The sequence below is a fragment of the Streptomyces cyaneus genome (assembly GCF_004028635.1).
GTDB lineage: Bacteria > Actinomycetota > Actinomycetes > Streptomycetales > Streptomycetaceae > Streptomyces > Streptomyces cyaneus.
Genome location: NZ_RQJW01000023.1, coordinates 86,982 through 110,144, shown reverse-complemented (window position 1 = coordinate 110,144; position 23,163 = coordinate 86,982). Strand labels below are relative to the sequence as shown.

Annotated in this window: 19 protein-coding genes; 4 read left to right on the top strand and 15 right to left on the bottom strand. The window is 70.8% G+C overall.

All coding sequences use genetic code 11. From position 1 onward, the window contains the following. Nucleotides 1-44: 44 nt before the first annotated feature. Together EHO50_RS42030 and EHO50_RS42025 are read right to left on the bottom strand one after the other, a co-directional pair. Complete coding sequence (locus tag EHO50_RS42030) at nucleotides 45-1,001, bottom strand: CU044_5270 family protein (RefSeq protein WP_128437144.1); 957 nt, start codon at nucleotides 999-1,001, stop codon at nucleotides 45-47. Beyond that, nucleotides 994-1,587, bottom strand: coding sequence for an RNA polymerase sigma factor (locus EHO50_RS42025; RefSeq protein WP_128437143.1), 594 nt, complete (start codon nucleotides 1,585-1,587; stop codon nucleotides 994-996). Before EHO50_RS42025 ends, EHO50_RS42030 begins: the two co-directional genes overlap by 8 nt. 659 nt (nucleotides 1,588-2,246) lie before the next feature. Here EHO50_RS42025 and EHO50_RS42020 point away from each other — a divergent pair. After that, nucleotides 2,247-3,464 (top strand): TerD family protein, encoded by a 1,218-nt coding sequence (locus tag EHO50_RS42020; protein WP_128437142.1) that lies wholly within the window; start codon nucleotides 2,247-2,249, stop codon nucleotides 3,462-3,464. A gap of 248 nt (nucleotides 3,465-3,712) precedes the next feature. On the opposite strand, the gene EHO50_RS42015 is transcribed toward EHO50_RS42020, so the two are convergent. Continuing rightward, the gene (locus EHO50_RS42015; RefSeq protein ID WP_128437141.1) at nucleotides 3,713-4,750 is read right to left on the bottom strand and encodes a LacI family DNA-binding transcriptional regulator; all 1,038 of its coding nucleotides are present in this window, start codon (nucleotides 4,748-4,750) and stop codon (nucleotides 3,713-3,715) included. 198 nt (nucleotides 4,751-4,948) lie between these two features. Here EHO50_RS42015 and fxsT point away from each other — a divergent pair, with 198 nt between their 5' ends. Both fxsT and EHO50_RS42005 read left to right on the top strand, forming a co-directional pair. Then, nucleotides 4,949-8,425: an FxSxx-COOH system tetratricopeptide repeat protein gene (gene fxsT, locus EHO50_RS42010; protein ID WP_128437140.1), complete on the top strand. Its 3,477-nt coding sequence runs from the start codon at nucleotides 4,949-4,951 to the stop codon at nucleotides 8,423-8,425. Then, complete coding sequence (locus tag EHO50_RS42005; protein ID WP_128437139.1) at nucleotides 8,422-9,804, top strand: TIR domain-containing protein; 1,383 nt, start codon at nucleotides 8,422-8,424, stop codon at nucleotides 9,802-9,804. Before fxsT ends, EHO50_RS42005 begins: the two co-directional genes overlap by 4 nt. On the opposite strand, the gene EHO50_RS42000 is transcribed toward EHO50_RS42005, so the two are convergent. The 5 genes from EHO50_RS42000 to EHO50_RS41980 all read right to left on the bottom strand — a co-directional run bounded on the left by EHO50_RS42000 (nucleotide 9,801) and on the right by EHO50_RS41980 (nucleotide 16,647). Beyond that, nucleotides 9,801-10,817, bottom strand: coding sequence for a 1-aminocyclopropane-1-carboxylate deaminase (locus EHO50_RS42000; RefSeq protein ID WP_128437138.1), 1,017 nt, complete (start codon nucleotides 10,815-10,817; stop codon nucleotides 9,801-9,803). The two genes, EHO50_RS42005 and EHO50_RS42000, sit on opposite strands and share 4 nt — an antisense overlap. Before the next feature lie 39 nt (nucleotides 10,818-10,856). After that, the gene (locus tag EHO50_RS41995) at nucleotides 10,857-11,537 is read right to left on the bottom strand and encodes a GntR family transcriptional regulator (protein WP_128437137.1); all 681 of its coding nucleotides are present in this window, start codon (nucleotides 11,535-11,537) and stop codon (nucleotides 10,857-10,859) included. Between the two features lie 97 nt (nucleotides 11,538-11,634). After that, a complete protein-coding gene (locus EHO50_RS41990; protein WP_128437136.1) occupies nucleotides 11,635-13,218 on the bottom strand; it encodes a TROVE domain-containing protein in 1,584 nt (527 codons plus the stop codon). 341 nt (nucleotides 13,219-13,559) lie between these two features. After that, nucleotides 13,560-14,999, bottom strand: coding sequence for an alkaline phosphatase PhoX (locus EHO50_RS41985; RefSeq protein ID WP_128437135.1), 1,440 nt, complete (start codon nucleotides 14,997-14,999; stop codon nucleotides 13,560-13,562). Between the two features lie 205 nt (nucleotides 15,000-15,204). Next, nucleotides 15,205-16,647: a hypothetical protein gene (locus tag EHO50_RS41980; RefSeq protein ID WP_128437134.1), complete on the bottom strand. Its 1,443-nt coding sequence runs from the start codon at nucleotides 16,645-16,647 to the stop codon at nucleotides 15,205-15,207. Between the two features lie 317 nt (nucleotides 16,648-16,964). Here EHO50_RS41980 and EHO50_RS41975 point away from each other — a divergent pair, with 317 nt between their 5' ends. Next, entirely contained in the window at nucleotides 16,965-18,791 is a 1,827-nt protein-coding gene (locus tag EHO50_RS41975; protein WP_128437133.1) for an endonuclease/exonuclease/phosphatase family protein, read from the top strand. Between the two features lie 12 nt (nucleotides 18,792-18,803). On the opposite strand, the gene EHO50_RS41970 is transcribed toward EHO50_RS41975, so the two are convergent. The 7 genes from EHO50_RS41970 to EHO50_RS45755 all read right to left on the bottom strand — a co-directional run bounded on the left by EHO50_RS41970 (nucleotide 18,804) and on the right by EHO50_RS45755 (nucleotide 23,033). After that, complete coding sequence (locus EHO50_RS41970; RefSeq protein WP_128437132.1) at nucleotides 18,804-19,538, bottom strand: SRPBCC family protein; 735 nt, start codon at nucleotides 19,536-19,538, stop codon at nucleotides 18,804-18,806. A 13-nt stretch (nucleotides 19,539-19,551) separates the two neighbouring features. Continuing rightward, a complete protein-coding gene (locus EHO50_RS41965) occupies nucleotides 19,552-20,184 on the bottom strand; it encodes an ArsR/SmtB family transcription factor (RefSeq protein ID WP_128437131.1) in 633 nt (210 codons plus the stop codon). Between the two features lie 86 nt (nucleotides 20,185-20,270). Further along, nucleotides 20,271-20,972: an antibiotic biosynthesis monooxygenase gene (locus EHO50_RS41960; protein WP_128437130.1), complete on the bottom strand. Its 702-nt coding sequence runs from the start codon at nucleotides 20,970-20,972 to the stop codon at nucleotides 20,271-20,273. A gap of 195 nt (nucleotides 20,973-21,167) precedes the next feature. Next, complete coding sequence (locus EHO50_RS41955) at nucleotides 21,168-21,737, bottom strand: DUF3618 domain-containing protein (RefSeq protein WP_128437129.1); 570 nt, start codon at nucleotides 21,735-21,737, stop codon at nucleotides 21,168-21,170. Then, nucleotides 21,734-22,153, bottom strand: a complete 420-nt coding sequence (locus tag EHO50_RS41950) for a phage holin family protein (protein WP_128437128.1) — start codon at nucleotides 22,151-22,153, stop codon at nucleotides 21,734-21,736. Before EHO50_RS41950 ends, EHO50_RS41955 begins: the two co-directional genes overlap by 4 nt. Nucleotides 22,154-22,206: 53 nt before the next feature. Further along, entirely contained in the window at nucleotides 22,207-22,902 is a 696-nt protein-coding gene (locus EHO50_RS41945; protein ID WP_128437127.1) for a hypothetical protein, read from the bottom strand. Continuing rightward, nucleotides 22,899-23,033 carry a hypothetical protein gene (locus EHO50_RS45755; RefSeq protein ID WP_281288320.1) on the bottom strand — a complete coding sequence of 45 codons (135 nt, stop codon included), beginning with the start codon at nucleotides 23,031-23,033 and terminating at the stop codon, nucleotides 22,899-22,901. Before EHO50_RS45755 ends, EHO50_RS41945 begins: the two co-directional genes overlap by 4 nt. Between the last annotated feature and the right edge of the window lie 130 nt (nucleotides 23,034-23,163).

Genomic DNA, 23,163 nt, shown 5'->3' with positions numbered 1-23,163 from the left:
GGGGGGGGGGGGGGGCGGCCGGGGGCCCCCCCCCCCCGGCCGGTTCAGGGCTTCTCGCCGTCCCGGTCGACGAGGGACTGGGTCGTCTTCATCTCGCAGAATGTGACCTCGCCCTTCTTGTGCGAGCGTCCAGCCGACGAGCCGTCCTCGTACTTCTCCTCGTAGTCGCGCACCGCGACCGACTGGTTCCCCTGGTACTGGAAGGTGTCGGGGTCGAGGAGGTACTCCCGGCGCTGAACGGCCTTGCTGCCCAGGTCCGGGTATATGGCGATGGCCTCATGCCCCATGGGGTCCTTCACCAGGTGCGGGACCACCTCGATCCCGGGGTCCGCGGCCAGGGCCCGGTACAGCTTGGCCATCCCCTGCGGAGGCACGGGATAGGCCTCGCTGAGGGTCGCCAGGAGCGCGAAGGTCTCGAGCTGCTCACCCGTCAAGCCGGTGTCCTTGCCCATGGGGAACATGTCCGCCGCCTGCTTCCGGATCTCGGCGGGGTCGTCCGGCAGCGAGGCGAGCAGGCGATACAGCCGCCGCTGCGAGGGCTCGTCGTCGCCGTCCTTGTCGTCCTCCCTCACGGGGCTGTCGTACTGGACCCACTCCTCGCTCACCTCGGGCTTGGCATTGGGCGCCGCGTCCGACGCTCCGTATCGGCACTGTGCGGTCTTCAGGTAGACCCACTGGCCGTCGCGCGGATGCAGATCCGGCTGCTGCGACACCACTTCCGCCGCCTGCTCCAGGAGTGCCGTCGCGGACGTCAGGTCGGGTCCGGCAGGCTGCACGCCGCGCTCGGGTCCATCGCCACCGACGAGCATGGTCACCAGCACCGCGATGGTGACCACCGTCGCGGCGACCCCCGCAGCCGTCACGCGCCAGTCCAGCCGCATCCTGCGGGCAGAGCCCTGCTGCGCTGCTCCCAGCAGCTTCTGGCGGCCGGGAACCAGCCGCACCCGGTCCGGCGTCGGCGCATCGGCGCGCAGCTCGTGCACCTTGGTCATGTCATCCATGGGTTACCGCCCCGTTGTGGTCGCTTACGAGGGTGGGGTCGGCGCCGAGCGCCGTACGCATCTTGCGCCGGGCCCGGCTCAGCCGGGAGCGGACCGTGCCGACCGGCACCCCGAGGGCGTCGGCACACTCCTGGTAAGTGAAGTCCGCCCAGGCGACCAGCAGCAGCACATGCCGGTCCTTCCCGGGCAAAGCCGCGATCGCCCCGGCCAGCGCCTGCTGCGAGGCCTCGGCCGTCACCCGCTCGTCGGCCCGTTCCGACCAGGACTCGGCCACCGGGTCGACGCCGGTACGGGCCAGCGCCCGCAGCGCCCGCACTTCGGAGCGGCGGTGGCTGCCGATGAGGTTGCCTGCGATGCCGTAGAGCCACGGCCGGGCACTGGCGCGCGCGACGTCGTAGCGTGCGCGGTTGCGGAAGGCGATGAGGAAGGTCTGCGCCGTGATGTCGTCGGCGTGACTGTCGCCCAGCCGGCGCATCACATACCGGTGGATCTCGGCGGCGTGTCTGTCGTAAAGCCTGGCGAATATCTCCGGCCGCTCCAGGGATTCCTGGATGAGCAGCGCGTCGTCGCTGGGTGGATCCCCCACGAGGCCCTCGCTTCTTCGTGTAATAGGAGTGGAGTGCAGTCCACTCCCTGTTGTCCGAAGCGGCCAGGAGGGTTCACGCGCAGGTATTGATCTGACCATACCGGCGATCACCAGCGCGATGTCCAGCAGCTTTGCGGCGTTCGCACTCTCGCTGAGGAACAGCATCCCGCTGGCGGCGATGGGGGGCGGTCCCGCCGCCCGCCCAGATGGCGTACACCGTCCCGACCTCGAGCGTCTTGAACCCCGTAGAGATGTTGTAACTCCGGCACTCGCGAACGGTGCCCCCGCCATCTCGGAGCCTGAGCGCCCCCGCCGGAGGCGTGTCTCTGACTTCCTCGCTTCTGCCCGATGCACGTAGCGCGCCGCCGTGCGCGGGCCTTGAACCAGTAGAGAGAGTTGTAACTCAGTCGGCCTGCTGGGGCTGTGCCACGGCCGCCCCGCCACCACCCTCCACGGCCCCCGCGGCGCCCAGTTCCTCGCTGAAGTCGAGACGTCCGACCCCCAGCTGGTCAGGCCCGCTGGACCGGAAACTACAAGCGCGGCAACGAGCGCACCGCCCGAAACCACCCCCGCAACCGCCACTGACCCCGCATCCGCCAAATGGTCGCCAGGTAAGGGAACGGTAAAACGCCTCCGCTCGTTCACCCACCATGACAGCTATGACCCCCGGCTCGAACATCCCTCTCTCCGCCGCGCGCGTGACGGTGGACGTCGCCGCCCCGGTGCGGCTCGACGTATCGGGCCTGCTGCTCACCGCCGACGGCAAGGTGCGCTCCGACGACGACTTCATCTTCTACAACCAGCCGACCGGCCCCGGCGTGACGTACCGCTCCGGCGGCGGCACCAGCCCCGACGCGATCACGGTCGACACGGCGGCCGTTCCCCCCGGCATCGAGAAGATCGTCGTCACCGCCAGCCCGGACGCGGCCGGCCAGACCTTCCAGGGCATCGAACCGACGGCCACCATCCGCAACGCGGACGACAACAGCGTCCTGGCCACCTTCACGCCCCCGCAGCTCGGCACCGAGACGGCCCTGGTGATCGTCGAGGTCTACCTGCGCAACGGCGCCTGGAAGGCCCGCGCGGTCGGTCAGGGCTACGCCAACGGCCTGGCCGGCATCGCCACCGACTTCGGTGTCACGGTCGAGGAACCGACCCCGGCCCCCGCCCCGGTGGCCCCGCCGCAGCCCACCATGCAGCCCCCGGTCGCCCCGCCGGCCCCGCCGATGTCCACTCCCCCGGCGCCCCAGGCTCCCGCCGCTCCCCCGGCCCCGCCCGCGCCTCCCGCCCCCGGCGCCGGAAAGATCAATCTCGACAAGGGCCGCGTCAGCCTCCAGAAGAACCAGACCGTCTCCCTGGTCAAGGGCGGCCGCCCTCTGCTCTCCCAGGTCAAGATGGGCCTCGGCTGGGAGCCGGCGTACCGCGGCAAGGACATCGACCTCGACGCCTCGGTCATCGCCTACGGCCCGCAGCGCAACCACATCGACAGCTGCTACTTCGGCAAGCTCCAGATCGTGCAGGGCGCGATCCGCCACTCCGGCGACAACCTCACGGGCGAGGGCGGAGGCGACGACGAGGTCATCACCGTCGACCTCGGACGCCTGCCCCAGGAGGTCACCGGCCTCGTCTTCACGGTCAACTCCTTCTCCGGCCAGAAGTTCACCGAGGTCGCCAAGGCCTACTGCCGACTGATGGACGCCGCCTCCGGCGAGGAACTCGTCCGCTTCGACCTCACCAACGCCGAAGCGCAGACGGGCGTGATGATGGCGAAGTTGATCAAGCAGTTCTCCGGTGAGTGGGAGATGACAGCCATGGGCGACTTCGTGAAGTCCCGCACGGTGAGGGGGATGGTGAAGCCGGCGGCACAGGCGCTGTAGACAGCCGTACGACGTCCAAGGGCGCCCCACCCCACAGGGGGCGCCCGGCGCATCGGCGACGGTATCGCGGCGCTCCGCACCCCAGGAGACCCGACACGGCGACGCTCCGCGCCATTACCGCAAGAGGCGATTCCTCCCCGGCGTGAACGCCAGGCGTCCCTGCAAGAATCAGTCTCAAGGGACGTGCACAGCCGATGTGTTGAGGTTTGCCGTTGGTGTCGAGGGTCAGGCCAATGTTCAGGCGCGGATCAGGCAGAGGCTCGCACCACCAGCTCGGGGATGATCCACGCGTCCGGGCCGCTCATCGGGTCCGCACCCGCACGCAGCCGGGCCACCTGCTCGACAGCCAGCCGACCGAGCCGCCGTTTGTCGATGTGCAGGGTGCTCAGGGCGGGCTCCACCAGCTCGCCCAGCGACAGTCCGTCGAAGCCCAGGACGGCCAGGTCGTCCGGCACCCGTCGGCCGCGGCGCCGCGCGGTACGCATCGCGCCGACAGCGATCAGGTCGTTGAAGCCGAAGACGGCCGTGATGTCGGGCCGGGCGTCCAGCAGTTGCTCCATGCCGGCCTCGCCCCCGGCCACGCTGTGCTCGGGACACAGCGCGATCCAGCTGCCGTCAACGGGCAGGTCGTGCCGCCGGGCCTCTTCCAGGAAGGCCACCCGTCGCGGGCCGGGGCCGTGCACCCCGTCGAGCATGCCGATCCTGCGGTGACCGGCACCCACCAGGTGTGCCATGCCCTGTTCGAGACCGGCGGCGGCGTCGATGCCCACGGCCGCGAAACGGGTCTGCTGCGGGCCGCGCTCCAACAGCACCAGCGGTACGCCCCCGAGGTGCCGGGCGAGCACGTCGTCCGGGCTCTTGAAGTAGCCGATGACCGCGTCCGCCTGATGGGACAGCACATCGAGCGCCTCCCGCTCCCGGGCCTCGTCGATGCGGGAGTCCCATACGACGACCTGCCAGCCGCGCTGCTCGGCCGCCTCCAGCACGCCCGCGGCCACCTCGGGGAAGAAGGGGTTCATCAGGTCCGGGATCACCAGCCCCGCCGTCACGGTCCCCTTCTGCACGAGGCCGCGCGCGAACCGGCTGGGCCGGTAGTCCAGCAGCCGCGCCGCCTCCAGCACCCGTTCCTTCGTGGCCGGGTCGATCTCGCCCTTGTCGTTGACCGCGCGGGAGACCGTCTGCCGGGACACCCCGGCCAGCTTGGCGACATCGTGGATCGTGGCCCGGCGGCGGGTGCCGTCAGGCTGCTCGACACTCGGCTCCCGCTGCTGATCGTCCGCCCACACGCTGAGCACTGTATCCGGCCAGGTGCGCGCGACGGCAGGGCCCGGTACCGCCGGGTGATCGACGAGGGGGGCGTAGGGGCAAGGTGGAGTCCCTGCCGCATGAGGACCAGGCCCAGACGTCGGGAACGCCGGAATCCTCCCGCCGGGACGGCACTCACCGTAATCTCGTCCCGGGGATCGTGAACGAGGGGCGGGCATATGGCTGTTGGTGCCGGGGCGGCGTGCTTCATCAGTTACGCGCGGGACGACCAGGCCTGGGCCGAGTGGGTGGCGTGGCAGTTGGAGGACGCCGGGTACGAGGTGTGGCTGGACACCTGGTCTCTGCGTCCGGGCGCCGACTTCATGGCTGAGATCCGGGCCGCGGTCAGTCGGTCCGAGGTGATGCTCGTTCTCGTCTCACCGTCGTATGCGCACAGCCGGCATGCCCGGGCGGAGCTGGAGTCCTTTCTTTCCGCGGGGAAGCGGGCGATCCCTGTCCTGTTGCACGACGGCCCGGTCCCGGACGGTCTCGACGTCCTCGGTGAGCGGCAGTTCGTGCGCCTCGTCGGTCTCGACGACGATCAGGTTGCCCGTTCCCTTCTGTTGCGCGCTGTCGACCCCGAACGCCCGCCGGTCGGCGGTCGATTGCGCCGCCTCGGTGCCACCAGCCCCCGACTGCCGGGCAGTCGGCCCCGCGTGTGGAACGTGCCCGAGCGCAACGACCGGTTCGTGGGCCGGGTCGACCTGCTGAAGCAGCTGCGGGCCGCGCTGACGGAGCGGTCCCGGGCGGTCCTCGTGGGGGACCCCGGCATGGGCAAGACCCAGCTGGCCATCGAGTACGCCCACCGGTTCGCGGGAGAGTACGAACTCGTCTGGTGGATCGGGCCGGGCCGCGGATCCATATCTGCCCAGCTCGCCGAGCTCGCGGTGCGGCTCGGGGCCGCCTCCCGCGACACGGTGCCCGGGGAAGCGGCCAGGGCCGTCACCGCGGAGCTGCGGACCCGCAACCGGTGGTTGCTGGTCTTCGACGACGTACTCGACGTCGGCCGGCTGCCCGAGGAGCTCAGGGAGGACATGGGCAACGGCCAGATCCTCGTCGTCTCCCGGGAGCGAGACCGTACCGACGTCGGAGAACCCATCGAGGTGGGTCGGCTCACGCCCGAGGAGTCCTCCGCCCTGCTGCGCACGCTGGTGCCCACGATGAGCGAGCAGGACGCCGAGGTGGTGGCGGCCGACATGGGGGACATCCCACTGGCCGTGGGCATGGCGGCGGGTTCCCTCAGCCGTGGGGGCTCCGTGAGCGCCTATCTCGAGGCGCTGTCGGAGGACGGATCCGTGGAGAACCCGCCGCAGGTGCTCCAGCATGTCGTGCGGCTCGGCCTGGACCGGCTGGCCGCGGAAGACGAGCGAGCGGTCGCGCTCCTGTCGGCCTGCGCGCTGCTCGCCCCGCAGCCTTTCCAGCTCCGGGACTGCGTACGGGTACCGGACTGGGCCCCGGAGCCCCTCGCCGTACTGCTGCGGACGTCCCAGGCGAGGGAGTCGGCGCTGCGCGCGGTGCACCGGTACGGCCTCGGCCACGGCGGCGACGGCGTCCTGCGCATCCACCCGGCCGCGCACTCCGCACTGCGCGACCTGCTCTCCCCGGGCGACCGGGCGACCGCTGCTCTCGGCGCCCAGGCTCTGCTGGTGGCGGCCCTCCCCTCCCTGCACACGCCGTCGGAGGCCTGGGCGCCGCTGCTGCCGCATCTGCTGGCGGTGGCCCCACGGGACCTGACCAGGCGCGAGGGACTCTCGGCGGTGTGCGTGGGATGCACGCGGCTGGTGCTGGACGGGGAAGCCGCGACCGCCGTGCCCCGGCTGACGGAGCTGCGCGAGGCCGCGCGGTCCCGGCTCGGTGCGGACGACGCGACCACGATGGAGATCACGTCGTACCTGGTCAATGGCTTGCAGGCGACGGGAGAGCCCCGGGCCGCCCTGCCGCTGGCCGAGACCCTCTTGGACTGGGAGCGGCGCACTTTCGGCGACGACTCGCCGATGGCCCTTGAAACCGCCGTGCAACTGACGACGCTGCTCTCCGACACGGGCGAAGCGGCAGCGGCCGTGGAACTCGGCTTGACGACCCGGACGCGGCTGCGTGAGGTCCTCGGACCGGACCACCCCCTCCCGCTCGGTCTCTCCGCCAGGCTGCTGGTGTCGATGGGCGCACTCGGCGCATGGGAAGACGCCCGGACCCTCGGGGAGGACACCCTGTCCCGGCACCGGCGCGTGCTCGGCGCCCACCACCCGGACACCCTCCGCACAGCCACGTACCTGGCCGCCCTGTACGCGAACCTCGGTGACCTGAAACGGTCCCTGAATCTGCGCGACGACGTCCTCCATGGCCTCAGTCTCACCCTCGGCCCCCGCGATCCGGCCGCGTTGCGAGCCGCTGCTCCCCTGGCCGCGCTGCTGATCCGCATGGAGCGCCACGAGGAGGCCCAGCAGCGTCTCCACTTCACCTACACGCGCCAGCGGGAGACGCTGGGCCCCGATCACGTCGACTGCCTGCGCACCTCCTGTCTGCTGGCCGGCGCGTATCTCGCCGTCCACGACGTCGAGACCGCGCTGACCTGGGCGAGGCGCGCGTACGAGGGGAATGTGCGCTTCTGGGGCAGGGGCGACGCCGAGACCGATCAGACGGCGGAGCTCCTGGCCACATGTCTTCGGAAGAGCGGTCGGCCGGACGAAGCATGGGCGGTGCTGAGCGAGAACTTCCCCGTGGATTGGTCCCCGGCGGACGCGGACGCGCCGGGGACGAGCGAGAGCCTCCCTGCCGAATGGCCCCTGGTGGACGCGGACCGGATCGTCGCCGACCTCCTCGACGGCTGGTCCCGCGCGACCGGTGACGTCCCGGCGCCGGACCGCCGCACCAGCAGGCCGCCCCAGCCGTCCGAGTCCCGGTCCGCGCGCCCTTCGGTGAAGCGTCCGGGCGAGGAGTGCGTACTGGTCAGCCATGTCGAGGCCGACCGCATATGGGCCGACTGGGTCGCGTTCGAGCTGGAGCAACTCGGCTACGCGGTGGTGACGGAGGTCGAGGACACCCACCTCGGGCGGCCGTGGCCCCAGGTGTCGGACATCGTCCTCGTACTGCTGTCCCCCACGTATCTGGCCTCGATGACTCCCACCGCCTGGAACTCCGACGAGTGGAGCGCGCTGCTGCGCGGCGACTCGGCCGACGGGCCGCGCCTGGTGCCGCTCTTCGTCCGGCCGGTGGAGCCCGACCGGCTACCGCCGCCGCTCCGCGCCCGGATCACGCCGGCCCTGTACGACCTCGACCCGGACGCCGCCCGCGACCTGCTGCGGTTCGCCCTGGAACCGAAGCACGTCACCCGTCCTCCCGTGTTCCCCGGGGCGACCGGTCCCGACGACGACGGCCAGGCTTTGCTGACCCGGCAACTCGTCAACGCGCTGGCGCGTACGGCCATTCTGCAGAGCCGGGACAGCTTCCACTCCTTGGTCGCCCCGCTCGGCGTGCCCGTCCGGGACGAGGTGTCCTCACGGACCAGGCTCTTCGAGATCGTCCGCAGCCTGAAGGCCCGTCCGGGCGGTCTGACCCAGCTGGTGGACGCCCTCGAAGCGGTCGAACCGGAGAGTCTGGCGGTGACGGAGGCCCGCCACATCGTCGGTGAGATCGAGCAACGCCGGGCGAACCGGTGACCGCCGCCCTTCCGCCGGACGCGGCCGGCGGGGGCCCGCCACCGGTGCCGTACTGGTTCTTCACCGGCTACTCGGACGACCGGAGCATGTTCCCGCTGGTCAAGCGCTTCCACAACGACGTCCAGAAGCAGGTCAAGCAGATGCTGGGCAATGCGGTCCCCGGCAAAGGATTCCTGGACATCGAGGACATCAAGCCGGGTGAGCGCTGGGAGGACCGGGTCGTCACGAACGGCGTCTGCACGGCCAGGGCGATGCTGGCCCTGTACTCGCCCAGCTATTTCCAGAGTCACTGGTGCGCCCATGAATGGACGGTGTTCAACGCCCGGCTGAGCCGCCGCGCGAGCCTGATCGACTCCCCGCTCCTCATCGGCGTGCTCTGGCAGAAGATCGGTCTGAAGTTGCCGGAGCCCAACACCGCGTACCAGTACGTGCGCTTCGATGACGACACCAGATACGAGCAGCGCGGGCTGGTGTCGATCGTCCCGCGTGGCCAGGGCCCGGGCGACCAGGAGTACGAGGACGTCGTTCACGAGGTGGCCCGCCTCCTCGTCGAAGCCCACTCCGCTGCCCTCGAGCCCGTTCGGTTCGAGGACATCGCGACGCTGCGCCCGCAGTTCGGTGCCGAGTCGTCGCTGCCGGTCGACTATGTGCTCGCCTACACCGACCGGGACAAGGACCGCGACTGGGGCGGCTGGGCGTACAGCCAGCTCCACCCGGGGCACGACGTCGACGTTCTCCCCGCGGAGTGTTTCGGCCGCGCACCGGCGAAACTGCTCAAATCTTCGTTGCTCCGCGCGAAGCGCGTGGTCGTGCTGCTGTCCCGGGACAGCCTCACCGACCGATGTCTGAACAGATCGGTCCTGGAGGAGATATACACCGACCCGGACCTCAAGCACGATCTACCGCGACTCGTCCCGGTGTTCATCGACCACGTTCCCCCGGAGGAAGTCCCGGCCGGACTGCCCCTGGAAGACATCGCCGCGCTGTACGACATCCCGGATCCGCTGTCTCAGCGCGAAATCCTCCTCACCGCCGTCAACGCCCCGGTCACCACCCGGGCAGTCGCCAGGAAGATCCCGCCCGCTTTCCCGTCCACTGCCGTCAGCTCCTTCGAGAGCAGACTGGTCGACAAGCTCTCCGTGGCCTCGTCCCTGATCGACAGGGACATCCGGTCCATCTGGTTCGAGGCGACCGGGTTCGACACCGCCGAGGAACCCAAATCGGACCTGCCGACGCGCCCTTGGCTCCTTGCCGTCGTACGCATCGCCAAAAAGCGGCCCGACGGCTACGAGCATCTCGCTCGCGCCCTGGAGGTCATCGACTCCGAGAGTCCCGAAAGCATCGAGGTACGCAAGCTCGTCGACAGCCACACTCCCTAGAACAGCGCGCTGTACGCATTCAGCGCCGGCTGCCCGCCGAGGTGTGCGTACAGCACGGTCGACTCCCGCCCGATCTCCCCGCGCCGGACCAGGTCGATCATCCCGGCCATCGACTTGCCCTCGTACACGGGGTCGGTGACCATGCCCTCCGTCCGTGCCGCGAGCCGCATGGCCTCCAGCGTCGGCTCGTCGGGGATGCCGTACGTGCCCGCGTGGTACCGCTCGTCGAGCTCGACGTCGGCCTCGGTCAACTCGCGCCTGACGCCGATGAGTTGTCCGGCGTCGTGGGCGATCCGGGCGATCTGCTCACGGGTGGTGGCGGGCTTGGCCGAGGCGTCGATGCCGAGGACGCGCCGCGGGCGGCCACCCGCCTCCTCCAGGGCGGCGAAGCCTGCGACCATGCCGGCCTGGGTGGAGCCCGTCACCGAGCACACGATCACCGTGTCGAAGAAGACCCCCAACTCCCTTTCCTGCTCGGCCACTTCATGGGCCCAGCTGGCGAACCCCAGTCCACCGAGCGGGTGGTCGGAGGCCCCGGCCGGGATGGCGTACGGCTTGCCCCCCGCCTCCTCGACCTCCCTGAGCGCCCGCTCCCAGCTTTCCTTGATGCCGATCCCGAAACCGGCCCGCACAAGGCGAACGTCGGCTCCGGCGAGGCGGCTGACGAGGATGTTGCCCACCTTGTCGTAGACGGAGTCGGGCCAGTCCACCCAACTCTCCTGGACCAGCACACACTTGAGACCGGCGCGGGCGGCGCAGGCGGCGACCTGACGGGTGTGGTTGGACTGCACGCCGCCGATCGAGACGAGGGTGTCGCAGCCCTGCGCGAGCGCGTCGGCGATCAGGTACTCCAGCTTGCGGGTCTTGTTGCCGCCGTACGCGACACCGGAGTTGCAGTCCTCGCGCTTGGCCCAGAGGGAGGCGCCACCGAGGTGCTCGGTCAGGCGCGGGAGGGGGTGCACGGGGGACGGGCCGAAGAGGAGGGGGTAACGCTCGTAGGAGGAGAGGGACATGGGGCGCCTCCAGGGCAACGGCGTCGGTCGGAGTCGGCGTCAGTCGATGTCGACGTCATCGGTGTCGATCAGGTCGGCCAGCTCGGCGAGGGTGCGCCAGATCTCCGCCGTGACACGGACCGCTGCGTCCACGTCACCGGTGGCGCACGCCTCGATCAACCGCTCGTGCAGCCCGGCCGAACGGCAAGTCCCGCCCTCGCCGAAGCGCCGTCGCTCCAGGCGGCGGATGAGCGGGGTGTAGCGGGCGACGGTGGCGGCGGCCGCGCGGTTGCCGCTCACCCGCACCAGTACGTCGTGCAGCTCGTCGTCGGCCCGCAGAGCGAGGCCCACCTCGCCCGCGGCGACGGCGGCGGCGAAGCGCTCGTTGGCGGCGCGCATGATCTCCACGTCAGCGGCCATCAGCAGGGGCACGGCGACCCGCGTCACCAGCTCGTGCATGGCGCCGACCACGGCTGCCGCGTCCCGTACGTCGGCGGCCACAACCGGCGTCACCCGCGTGTAGCTCTGCGGCTTGCTCTCCAGCAGCCCCTCGTCCACGAGCCGCGAGAACGCCTCGCGCACCGGCGCCCGGGACAGCCCGAGCTGTTCGGCGATATCGGCGTCCCGCACCACCGCACCGGGCTCGATCTCCCCAGCCACGATGGCGTCCCGGATCGCTGTGTAGGCCTGGTCCCTGAGCAGGGTGCGGCCTACGGGTCGTATCGCCCGCCTCGCCTCCACGAACTGAAATGTTAGATGTCAAACCCTGGAAGTGGGAAGAGAGAGTGGCCCGCACTCCCCACGCGGTGCGGGCCACTCTCGCCCGAGGCACTCGGCCTCAGGCAGCCCAGGGCCAGTCGGCGTCCCGGGCGGACTCAAGCAGCGGCACCATCCGGAAAGCCGCGTCCGACAGGCCCCCGAAGGTGTGCCGGTTGCCCTTCCCCGACGGGCCGTGCCCCGCTCGGTACCCGGCCAGGTTCCAGGTGTAGACCGGCACATCGGCCGGGACCTGCTCGGTCGGGTCGCCGTGGCGGCTGGGCGCGTACTGCTCGTCCGTGACGATGAGTACGCGGTCGTGCTTCCGGTAGTGCCGGCGCACCGCCTCGGTGGTGTCGGTGCCGCCGAGGTCACCGAAGCGCTCCAGCACCTTCAGCACCGACTCGCCGCGACGGAAGGCGACCTCGTCGCTGTCCGTCCCGAACTGGACGAGATCCGCGTCCGCCGCCCGCAGTGCGAGCGCCGTGCCGAAGATCGCCGCCGCGTCGGCGCGGTTGAGCTGCGAGCGGTCGGACAGCCGCGACCAGAACATCGAGCCCGAGCGGTCGACGAGGACCAGCGTCCGGCCGGGCAGCGCGGGCACGTTGGCCAGCGAGTGGCCGAGCGCCTGCTCCAGCGGGTACGCCCAGCGCAGCGACGGCGCGTGCTGGTAGGCGGCGAGGTACCGGAAGGGGAACTGCCGCGAGCGTACGACCTCCGCCGGGTCGCTGATCCGGGCCGCCACCTGCGCGGCCACCTCGTCCGAGACTCCGGCCTCGTCGAAGTTCCGCAGGTTGCGGACCAGCGCCATGGAACCCATGGACGGGATCACGGCCTCCCAGGCCGCCTTGTCCATCGGCCCCTGCAGCCAGCCCGCCAGCGCCTCCCACGTCATCCCGGCCGCCGCGAGCCGCTCGGCACCGCCCTCCGACGTGACCACCGCACGCCGCTCCTCCACGGGCAGCGCCATCAGCTCGCGGTGCGCGACCAGGGTCCGGTTGGACTCCGGGGGCAGCGCGGTGTCGGGGTTGTGCCGGCGGTCGAGGGCGTACTGGAACAGCTCGCCCTGCCACGGCTTGTCCGGGTCCGGGGCCGCGTGCACCAGGTTGAGGACGTCGCCGAAGCGGTAGCCCTTGGACGCGGTGTCGTACTTCAGCAGCGACTTGCCGCCGTAGAGACGCCGTACGGCGTCGGCGATACCGCGCTTGACGGGCTTCGGGACGTTGCGGCCGTACATCGCGGTCCAGTAGGCGAGCAGTTCGCCGGGTTCGTCGGGCCGCTGGAGTACGGAGTCGATGACCTGCCGGTTGGTCGGGCCGTCGGTGACGCCCGCGTCGAGGCGTGCCTTCACGTACTCGGCGGCGCCCACGATCGAGGCCGTACGGAGGTTGCCCTCGCCGCGCAGCCAGCCGAGCAGTCCGGCGGTCCACTCCGGGTCGGTGACGGCGAGCTCGGCCACGAGCCGCGCGAACCGGTCGTCGCGGTCGGCGCCGGACTCGTAAAAGGTCTGCTGCGTGACGAAGTTGGAGACGGCGAGCAGGAAGACTTCGGAGCGCGCGTCGCGCTCGCGGCCACGGCCGCCCTCGTACGTACGCAGCACCCGCCCCGTCGAGGTGACCCGCGAGGTCGGCCGCGGCTTGGCGGCACGCGTGTTGAATCGCGCCATGGTGAATTCCCCCCGAATTCATTGGTGTTTCGGAGGGAGGCACAGCAAAAGGTGGGTGCCCGAGATCAGGAGTCGGCGACGGACTTTAGCCTGGTGCTCTACCGAATTGAGCTACACCGACCCGAAGTCGATGACGGGACTCGAACCCGCAACCGCCAGATCCAATGAAGTAACCGTTGCCTGCGCACCGGGCACCCACCATGAGCTGCGCCTCCCGAGATCAAGTCGGCTGCGGCGTGGGATTCTCTTGGAAAGAAGTAGCCGCCGCCTTCGCACCGGGAGGTGCGTGACGTTGTGATCTCACTGTAGGAGGCGCAACTCGAGCCGGGCGAGTGAATTAATTACCGCCGCTGCCGCTTCCAGGGCCCGGTGATGGCGAGCATGATGCCCGGGGTCTGGATGTTGGCGTAAAGGGTCCTGCCGTCACACGAGAAGGTGACGCCGGTGAACTCGCTGTACTCCGGCTCCTCCTCGGTCCCGATGTTCAGCTCGTTGCGGGCGATGGGGTACGTGCGGCCGCTGTCCGTGGCGCCGAAGAGGTGCTGGATGCCTTCCCCGTCCTCGGCGATGACCAGGCCGCCGTACGGGGACACGGTGATGTTGTCGGGGCCGTCGAAGGCTCCGTCCTTGGCCGGGTCGGGGTTGACGCCGAGCAGGACCTTCAGCGTGAGCGTGCGGCGCTTGGGGTCGTAGAACCAGACCTGGCCGTCGTGCTGGACGGGGCTCTCCGCACGGGCGTAGGAGGAGACGATGTAGGCGCCGCCGTCGCCCCACCACATGCCCTCCAGCTTGCGGGCGCGGGTGATCTCGCCGGCGGCGAACTGCTTGCGCACGGGCGTGGTCTTCGCGTCGCGGTCGGGGACGTCGACCCAGTCGACGCCGTAGACCGTGCCGATCTTTGTGGCGCGGGAGAGGTCGTCGATGAACTTGCCGCCGGAGTCGAAGCACTTGGGCGCCTGGAGGACACCGGCGTCGTCGGCGAGCGTGCGGAACTTGCCGCGGCCGTACTCGAAGCCCTTCGGCGGGGTCCAGCGGAAGAACAGGCCGTTGGGTGAGGCCGCGTCCTCGGTGAGGTAGGCGTGGCCGCGCTTGGGGTCGATGACGACGGCCTCGTGGTCGTAGCGGCCGAAGAACTTCAGCGGCTTGGGGTCGCGGTTGGCGCGCCGGTCGATGGGGTCGACCTCGAAGACGTAGCCGTGGTCCTTGGTCATGCCGTTGGTGCCGGCCTTGTCGGAGTTCTCCTCGCAGGTGAGCCAGGTGCCCCAAGGGGTGCTGCCGCCCGCGCAGTTGGTGGAGGTGCCCGCGATGCCGACCCATTCGGCGACCTGGCCGCCGGGGCGGACCTCGACGACGGTGCAGCCGCCGGCCGCGGCGGGGTCGTAGACGAGGCCCTCGGTGAGCGGGACCGGGTACTTCCAGTTGGCGCGCGGGCCCTTCAGCTCGTGGTTGTTGACGAGGAGGGTGGTGCCGCGGGGGCCGTCGAAGGTGGCCGTGCCGTCGTGGTTGGAGGGGGTGTACTCGCCCGACTCCAGCTTGGTCTTCCCGCTGTAGGTGATGACGCGGTACTTGAACCCGGCGGGCAGCGCGAGGATGCCCTCGGGGTCCGGGATCAGCGGTCCGTACCCGACACCGCCGTACGCCGCCGCCTCGCCCGTGCTCTCGGCGTCGGTGGACGCGAGCGCGTTCGGGGCGGAGCCGAGAGCGCCGACACTGCCCGCCAGTGCGACACCGGCACCGGTGATCGCGGAGTTTCTGGCGAAGTCCCTGCGGGTGAGCGACATGGTGTCTCCTGTGACGGTGGGTGTGCCGTGGGAGGTGGCGGACTCCGGTCGGCGCAACCGTCCCGCCCATGCCTGAACACAGGTTGAACACCAGGCGTCCTCAGGGCACCCGCTTCCATGAACCAACGCCGGGCGCAGGCAACCCCCTAGGGACGCGGGGAACTGCGCGACCAGCCCCCACGCACCCGCACCCGCCAACCGGCCGTCAACCCCCCTGCTGCGACCGCGCCTTGAACGCAGCCTTCCGCGCTTCCTTAGCGATCTTCTTGTCCGGATGCAACCGCCCCATCGCCTCCAGCACATCCGCCGTGGCCGGATGATCGACCCGCCACGCCGCCGCGAAGAACCCACTGTGCTGCGCGGCCAGCCCCTCCACCAGCGCCCTCAGCTCCTCGGAGTTCCCCTCGGCCGCCAGTTGCGCGGCAACCGTGTCGACGGTCAGCCAGAACACCAGGTCCTGGGACGGCGCCGGAACGTCGGAGAACCCCGCCTCGGTCAGCCACACACGGGCCAGCCCGCCCAGTTCCGGATCGTCGAGAACCTCCCGCAGCGCCGGCTCGGCCTCCGCCCCCACCAGGGACAGCGCCTGCTGGCAGCGCAGCCGTCGCAGCGGCGCCCCGGCGTCCAGGCCCCGCGCCGCAGCCAGCAACTCCCGTGCCGCGGCGAGGGATTCGCGCCGGGCCAGCCACTGCTCGGTCTCGGCCTGCGCGGCGTTCTGCGGAAAGGCGGCCGTGCCGTCGAGCAGCGCGTCGGCGCCCTTGTCCGCGAGGTCCCCGACCGCGGGCGCCTCGAACCCGGCCTCCAGCAGCCGGGCCCGCAGCCCGTACAGCCCGAGCGGGGTCAGCCGCACCATGCCGTAGCGCGAGACGTCGGTGTCGTCGACGGCGGCCGACGGCTCCTCGGCGGCGCCTTCGACGTCCGCCATCAGCGCCTCGTCCACCGGCTGGTACGCCACGAGCCCGACCGGCTCCAGCAGCCGGAACTGGTCGTCCAGGCGCATCATCGCGTCGGACACCTGCTCCAGCACGTCGTTCGTGGGTTCGCCCATGTCGCTGGGCACGATCATCGACGCGGCGAGGGCGGGCAGCGGCACGGCCCCCTCCCCCGGCGCATCCTCGCTGACCGTCAGCAGGTACAGGTTGCCGAGCACCCCGTCGAGGAACTCGGCCTCGGCCTCCGGGTCCCAGTCCAGCGAGGAGAAGTCGACCTCGCCGCCCTCGTCCATGGCGTCGACCAGGTCGTCGAGGTCGGGCACGCTCGCATCCGCGAGTACCGCCTCCAGAGCCCCTGTCCACACTTCGAGTACGTCCTGCGGCGAACCGCTGGTCAGCAGGGCCAGCTCCGCGCCGGCGGCGACCGTGCCCGCCTCCTCGTCGACGACCTCGACCAGCCCGGTGTCGACGGCCACCCGCCAGGCCTCGCTCGCGTACGCGGCGGCGTCGTCCCCGCTCAGCCCGAGCAGCTCGGCGGCGGCCGGGAGTTGCTCGTCGGCGAGCCCGCCGCCGGCGTCGACCCGGGTGTCGGGCCCGGCCCAGCGGGCCAGCCGCGCGGCCCGGGAGAGCAACGGCGTGGACAGCGCGTCCCGCGCCAGCTCCGCTTCGGGATGCAGCCGCACCGGCGGCAGGGGGGAGCGGGAGCTCTCTGACATCGGTTGGTTCTCCTCGGACGCTCTGCAGTGCCGTACGCAACACGGCTCAGCCGCTGCACATCACGGCTCAACCGCTCAGCCTAGACGGATTTCCACCCATGCCGCCCGGTTCATCTCCCGGTCGGGAGGTGTACATGGCCGAAACCTTGACAACTGGTGTGACCAGGCAGGAGATTGACGCGCGTAGAAACCGGGCGGACATCTGTTCACTGTATTTTCTACGCGCGTCGCCACCGCCCCACCGGTCGCGCCTGCACCCACCGTTCCATGCACCACCCTCGTCCCGGCGCCCACGTACGTCCCCGGAGGGATTCCCGTTGCCGAGCAAGAAGTCCGCGCGTCTCGCCGCGCTCACCGTCGCCGCCGTCTGTTCCGCGGCTTCCACCGTTGTCCTCACCGCGCCCGCGCACGCCGACTCCGTGCGCATCCATGACATCCAGGGCAGCACCCGAATATCCCCGTACGCCGGCAAGCAGGTCGCGGATGTGGCCGGAATCGTCACCGGCGTGCGCACCTACGGCTCGTCCAGAGGCTTCTGGATCCAGGATCCGGACGCGGATGCCGACCCGGCCACCAGCGAGGGCGTCTTCGTCTTCACCAGCTCCGTCCCGAAGGTCGCCGTGGGCGACTCGGTCCTGGTCTCCGGCACGGTCGCCGAGTACGTCCCGGGCGGCGCCTCCTCCGGCAACCAGTCGCTGACCGAGATCACCAAGCCGACGATCACCGTCGTCTCCGGCGGCAACGCCGTCCCGGCCGCGACGGTCGTCGACGAGGACTCGGTGCCGGACGCGTACGCCCCGGTCGGCGACACCGCCGCGAACGGCTCGGTCAACGGCCTGACGCTTCAGCCGTCGAAGTACGCCCTCGACCACTACGAGTCCCTGGAGGGCATGAACCTCCAGGTCGCCGACGCACGCGTGGTCACCGCGACCGACCCGTACAGCGAGCTGTGGGTCACGGTGAAGCCGTGGGAGCACCGCAACCGCCGCGGCGGCACGGTCTACGGCTCCTACGAGTCGCAGAACACCGGACGCCTGCAGATCCAGTCGCTGGGCGCCACGGCCGACTTCCCGGTCGCGAACGTCGGCGACACTCTCGCCGGCACCACCACCGGCCCGCTGGACTACAGCCAGTTCGGTGGCTACACCCTCGTCGCGAGCGAGCTCGGCACGCTCAAGAGCGGTGGCATCAAGCGGGAGACGACCCAGAAGCAGGGGCGCGGCGAGCTGGCGGTCGCGACGTACAACGTCGAGAACCTCGACCCGTCCGACGCCACCTTCGCCGAGCACGCCTCCGCGATCGTGAACAACCTCCAGTCGCCCGACATCGTGTCCCTGGAGGAGATCCAGGACAACAACGGCGCGAAGAACGACGGTACGGTCGCCGCCGACCAGACGATGCAGAAGCTGATCGACGCGATCGTGGCCGCGGGTGGCCCGGCGTACGAGTGGCGTTCCATCGACCCGGTCGACAAGGCCGACGGTGGGGAGCCGGGCGGCAACATCCGCCAGGTGTTCCTGTTCAACCCCGAGCGGGTCTCCTTCATCGACCGCGCGGGCGGCGACGCGACGACCGCCGTCGGCGTGACCAAGGCGAACGGCAAGGCGGCCCTGACGGTCTCCCCCGGTCGTATCGACCCGGCGAACGCCGCCTGGACCAACAGCCGCAAGCCGCTGGCCGGCGAGTTCGTCTTCCGCGGCCGCACGGTCTTCGTGATCGCCAACCACTTCGCCTCCAAGGGCGGCGACCAGTCGCTGCACGCGCAGTACCAGCCGCCGACCCGCAGCTCGGAGACCCAGCGCCACCTCCAGGCGAGTGCCGTCAACGCCTTCGTCAAGGACATCCTGGCCGTCCAGAAGAACGCGGACGTCGTCACGCTCGGCGACATCAACGACTTCGAGTTCTCCGGCACCGCCAAGCTGCTGGAGGACGACGGCGCACTGTGGTCGGCGATCAAGTCGCTGCCCAAGAGCGAGCGTTACTCGTACGTCTACCAGGGCAACGCCCAGACCCTGGACCAGATCCTGATCAGCCCGTCGATCCGGCGCTCCTGCGACTTCGAGTACGACAGCGTGCACGTCAACTCGGAGTTCAACGACCAGATCAGCGACCACGACCCGCAGGTGCTGCGGTTCCGCCCGTAGCCCCGGCCAGGCTCAGGACTGGCTGAACACGCCGTTCAGCCAGTCCTGCCAGGCGGCTTCGCACTCCTTGATGTCGGTGCCCGGCGTGAAGTCGTGCAGGGAGATGCCGACCGGGTAGCCCCAGTGGTTGCGCCCGAAGAAGCGGGTGAGGCCCCGGTCCGTGCGCAGCCCGATGAAGTACGGGTTGCGGAAGTCGACCACGGCGTCGAACTCGTCGGGCCCGTGGACCGTCACCCGCGTACCCGCGGACACGTCCTCCCCGACGCCGAGCGCCCGCCCGACGGCGACGAGCGCGTCCGCGGCCTTCGACGCCTCAGGTCCGTCGAAGGTCGCGAAGGCGGCGGTCCGGCCGTCGAAGTGCGTCAGGTACTGGCGCAGAGTGTGCAGGTAGAACTCGGTGTGCTTGGCGGCGCCGTCGTACTGGTTGTCCCAGTCGTCGACGAAGATCCCGCTGTGCACGTACCGCACCCAGGCCCGACGGCCCTCGTCGCGTGACTCGATCGTGTAGTCGAGCTGGTTGGCGGTCTGCTCGGAGATCCCCTCGACGTCCTCGACGCGGTTGGTGTAGCGGTGCGGCGGGTCCCAGGCGGTAACCGTCGATCCGAAGGGCCCCTTGCCGCCCTCGCGCGGCTCCGGCGGCTCCATCGGCCACAGCCAGCCGCCGGTGCCGGAGGTGACCGCCTCCCAGACCTGCTCGGGCGTGGCGTCGACCTCGAACTCGCGGGCGATCTCGAATTCCTTGGACATGGTGGACTCCTGCTTACTGGCTGTCGAGTTCAGGGTTCTGGTTCTGGTTCTGGTTCTGGTTCTGGGACTTGACCGTGGGATGGACGGCCACGACGATGCGGTGATCCCGGCCGCTCTCGGCGTCGGGCGCGTCGTACTTGCGGATCAGCGCGCTCACACCCGCCGTCAACTCCTCGATGAACGCGGCCCGTTCGGCGGCCGAGGCGAAACGGACCTCGCCGTCCAGCGCGTATGTCGCCAGCCGCTTGCGGGCCTTCGCCGCGCCGGTGATCAGCGAACCGACGTCCCTCACGAGCCGGGCGCCGAGCGCGAGCAGCCAGCGCGCGGAGAGCTGGTCCCGGAAGCGGTCCGGATCCGGCTGCACGGAGGCGAGCGCGAGCGGCGAGATCACGTACGACGCGGCGGTCGCCCGCATCAGCCGCTCGGTGACGTTGCCCTTGCGCCGCTCACCGGCCAGCTCGACCAGGCCATGCCGCTCCAGCGCCTTGAGGTGGTAGTTCACCTTCTGCCGGGGCAGCCCGACCTTCCCGGCCAGCATGGCGGCCGACGCGGGCCCGGCCGCCAGCTCGGCGAGCAGCCTGGCCCTTATGGGGTCCAGCGAGACGGCTGCGGCCTCGGGGTCCTCGATCACGGTGACGTCCAGCATGGGACCACCGTCTCACCGAAAACTTTTTTTGTCCAGACGGTTCGGCTTGTCGGTGAGAGGTCTGGTGTACGGCCGGCTCGTCGGAGTCAGTCGGGCACGAGGCCGAGGGCGTAGTCGTACCGGCTGACCGTGCTGCTCTTGAGCCCCGGCCAGTTCTGCACGCGGTGCCACAGCTCGGTCGCCGAGCCGATGCCGTCGCCCGGGGCGGCGAGGGCGTCGATGTGGGCCTGGGCGCTCTCCCACTCGGCGTAGTTGAGAACGCGGGTGCCGTCGGTGCTGAGGTGGAAGTGTCCGGAGATGCCGCCGGGGTGGGGGTCGGGCTCGCCCTCCAGCGCCTCGAAGACGGCGTCGACCCAGGCACGCTGCCGGTCGGGGTCGGGGCCCTCGAACTCGACGTCGACGATCACGATGCAGCCGGGGACGCGCGGGTCGCCCTCGCGGCCGGCGCTGCGGTAGTGCCGGTACCGGCCGAGCCAGAGCCGCTCGATGCCCGGTACGGCGGTGTCGATCTCGTCGTTGCGCTGCTGCCGGTGGGTCCTCACGAAGGCCTCGTACGCCTGCTCGCTCGCCCACTGCGAGTGGTGCAGGAGGGTGGAGCCGTCCTGGCCGGCGTAGACGTAGTAGCCGAGAAGATCATCCGTGGGCCAGGGGCGGCGTTCCCAGGTGCCGGCGATCGCCTCGACGCTCTGCTTCTGCCGGAGGGGGGTGCCCACCCGCCAGGTGCTGAAGAAGGGGGCACCGACCTCGGGGCGGGTGAGGTCGGGGTGGGTGTCGGTGCGGCGGGTCATGGAGGCCTCCGGGAATCGGCGGTCGATGGGTGCACCGATCACCTTTCGACCTCAACCGGACTTGAGGTCAAGCGGGCCCATGGAGGACAAGGGTTCACTGGATCGCGCAGCGCGGCGCGGGACCGGTGACCGGTCCCGCGCCGTCTTGCCGCCTGCTGCCTGCTGCTCAGGCCCCGTACTCGTCCCGCCGGCGCCTCAGTGATGCCCGTGGCGTCGCCGCCGCAGCACCTCCGTCGCGACCACCGCTCCCACTGCCGCCCCGACGATCAGCACCGGCCGCGGGTGCCGCCGCCCGGCCTGGACGGCGGTGCGGACGGGGCTCGGCAGGCCGTGCTCCACGGTGTGTCCCGCGTGCGTCGCCTTGTCGTGGACGGTGTGTCCGGCGTGGGTCGCCCGGTCCTGCACGGCGTGCCCTGCCTGGGACGCCCGGTCCTGCACCACATGCCCCGCCTGGGACGCCCGGTCCTGCACGACATGACCCGCTCGCGTCGCCCGGTCCTGCAGCGCATGGCCCGCCTGGACCGCGCTGCTGCGCAGCTGCACGGTCATCGCGCCCGCCTTGTCCTTGAGGTCGGCGGCACGCGCCTGGGCCCGGCCCTTCACATCCGCCTTCCCGGCCAACTCGGCCACGGTGTCCCCGAGTTCGCCGCGCGTCTGCTCGATCTGCCGCCGCAGCTCCTCGGGCCCCTTGGCCCCGCCGGCCGCCTTCGCAGCTGCCGCCTTCGCGGCCTCGCCGCCCGTTCCCCCCGCTGCCTTGTCCGTCATCGGTGCGCCCTTTCCTTGATCTCCTCGACATCCGCCCTGACGCTGCCCAGGGCCTCCTCCGGCGTGGGAGGCGTCGCGCGCCGCAGCTGGGCGCGGCCGGTCGCGGCAAGCAGGCCCGCGACGGCGAACAGCACCGCCGTCACGATCAGCGCCGCGGCCCACACGGACAGCGTCAACGAGAGCGCGGCAGTGGCCGTCGCGGCCAGGAACAACAGGCCGGCGTAGGCGAAGGCGCCCGCCGCGCCCAGCAGCCCGCCGCCTCTGCCCGCGCGCCGGCCCTTCTGGGCCAGCTCCTCCTTGGCGAGGGCGACTTCCTGCCGTACGAGACGGGAGAGCTGTTCACTGGCCTGTCCGACGAGTTCGCCCACCGAGTGGTGCGCGTCCTGCCCCCGCTCGGGGGCCGTGGTCCCGGTCACCGTGATCCGCCTCCTCTCGGTTCGGAACACCCGGGTACCCGGACCGGCCCCCGCTATCCCTTCCGTCCGCCGCCCGGTCCACGCTCGCCCAGCCGGGCCAGCTGGGCCTGGAACCAGTCGAGGCGGGCCTGCAACAGCGCGGCCTCGGCGGCGAGTTCGGGCACGCCGAGATCCTTGGCGTACCCGAGGTCGGCCACCGCCACGGACGCCGCCCCCTTCCCGGCCACCACCCGCAGCCCCTCCCCGCCCAGCCGGGCGAACCCCGCGAGCGAGACGGACGTACGGCCGCACAGGCAGCCCGCACAGGAAGGAGCGAGGGCCGTCCAGCCGGGGCGGCCCCAGCCGGCGTCGGCCAGGGCGGCGGCGACCGTACCGCAGGCACACGGGCCGACCGTGGCGGTGCGCACCCGCTGGCGGGCGTAGCGGAAGCCGCGCTCGAAGCGGATGTACCGGCCCAGCACGGTGACCTCAAGCAGTACGGCCGCCCGATGCTCGGCCGTGCACAGCAGCGCCTCGGCCGTCCTACGGTCATGCACACAGTGGAAGCCGCAGTCGCAGCGGCGGCTCGGCGCCCGGTGCCGCAGGCCGTAGACGCAGGACGCGTCTGCCAGGACTCCGTACGGCAGCGCGCCGCCCAGCGACACACCGGTGAACCCGGCCCGGGTGCCGTCCTGGGACAGCATCGGGTGGGCGATCTTGTATCCGGTCGGCGGCTCCGTCGGGCGTTCCTCCGGAAGCCGCAGTCTCATCGGGCGGCCGGGACCTCTTCGGGCGCCTTCATTTCCTCGATCTCCTCGGGGAGCTGGAGTTCGGGCTCTTCCTCGCGGGTCTGCGGCCGCTCTTGCGCGACTCCGGTGGCGAGTGCCTTGCCAAGCTTCATGACGCCTCCCATGACCTGGGGCCTATGACCGTCCTGGCCATAGTGACCCATGGCGCCCGAGTTTGGACATAGGGCCTACGAACGGCCAGACAGACCCCCACCCCACAGCATCACTTATCAATACTTCGTA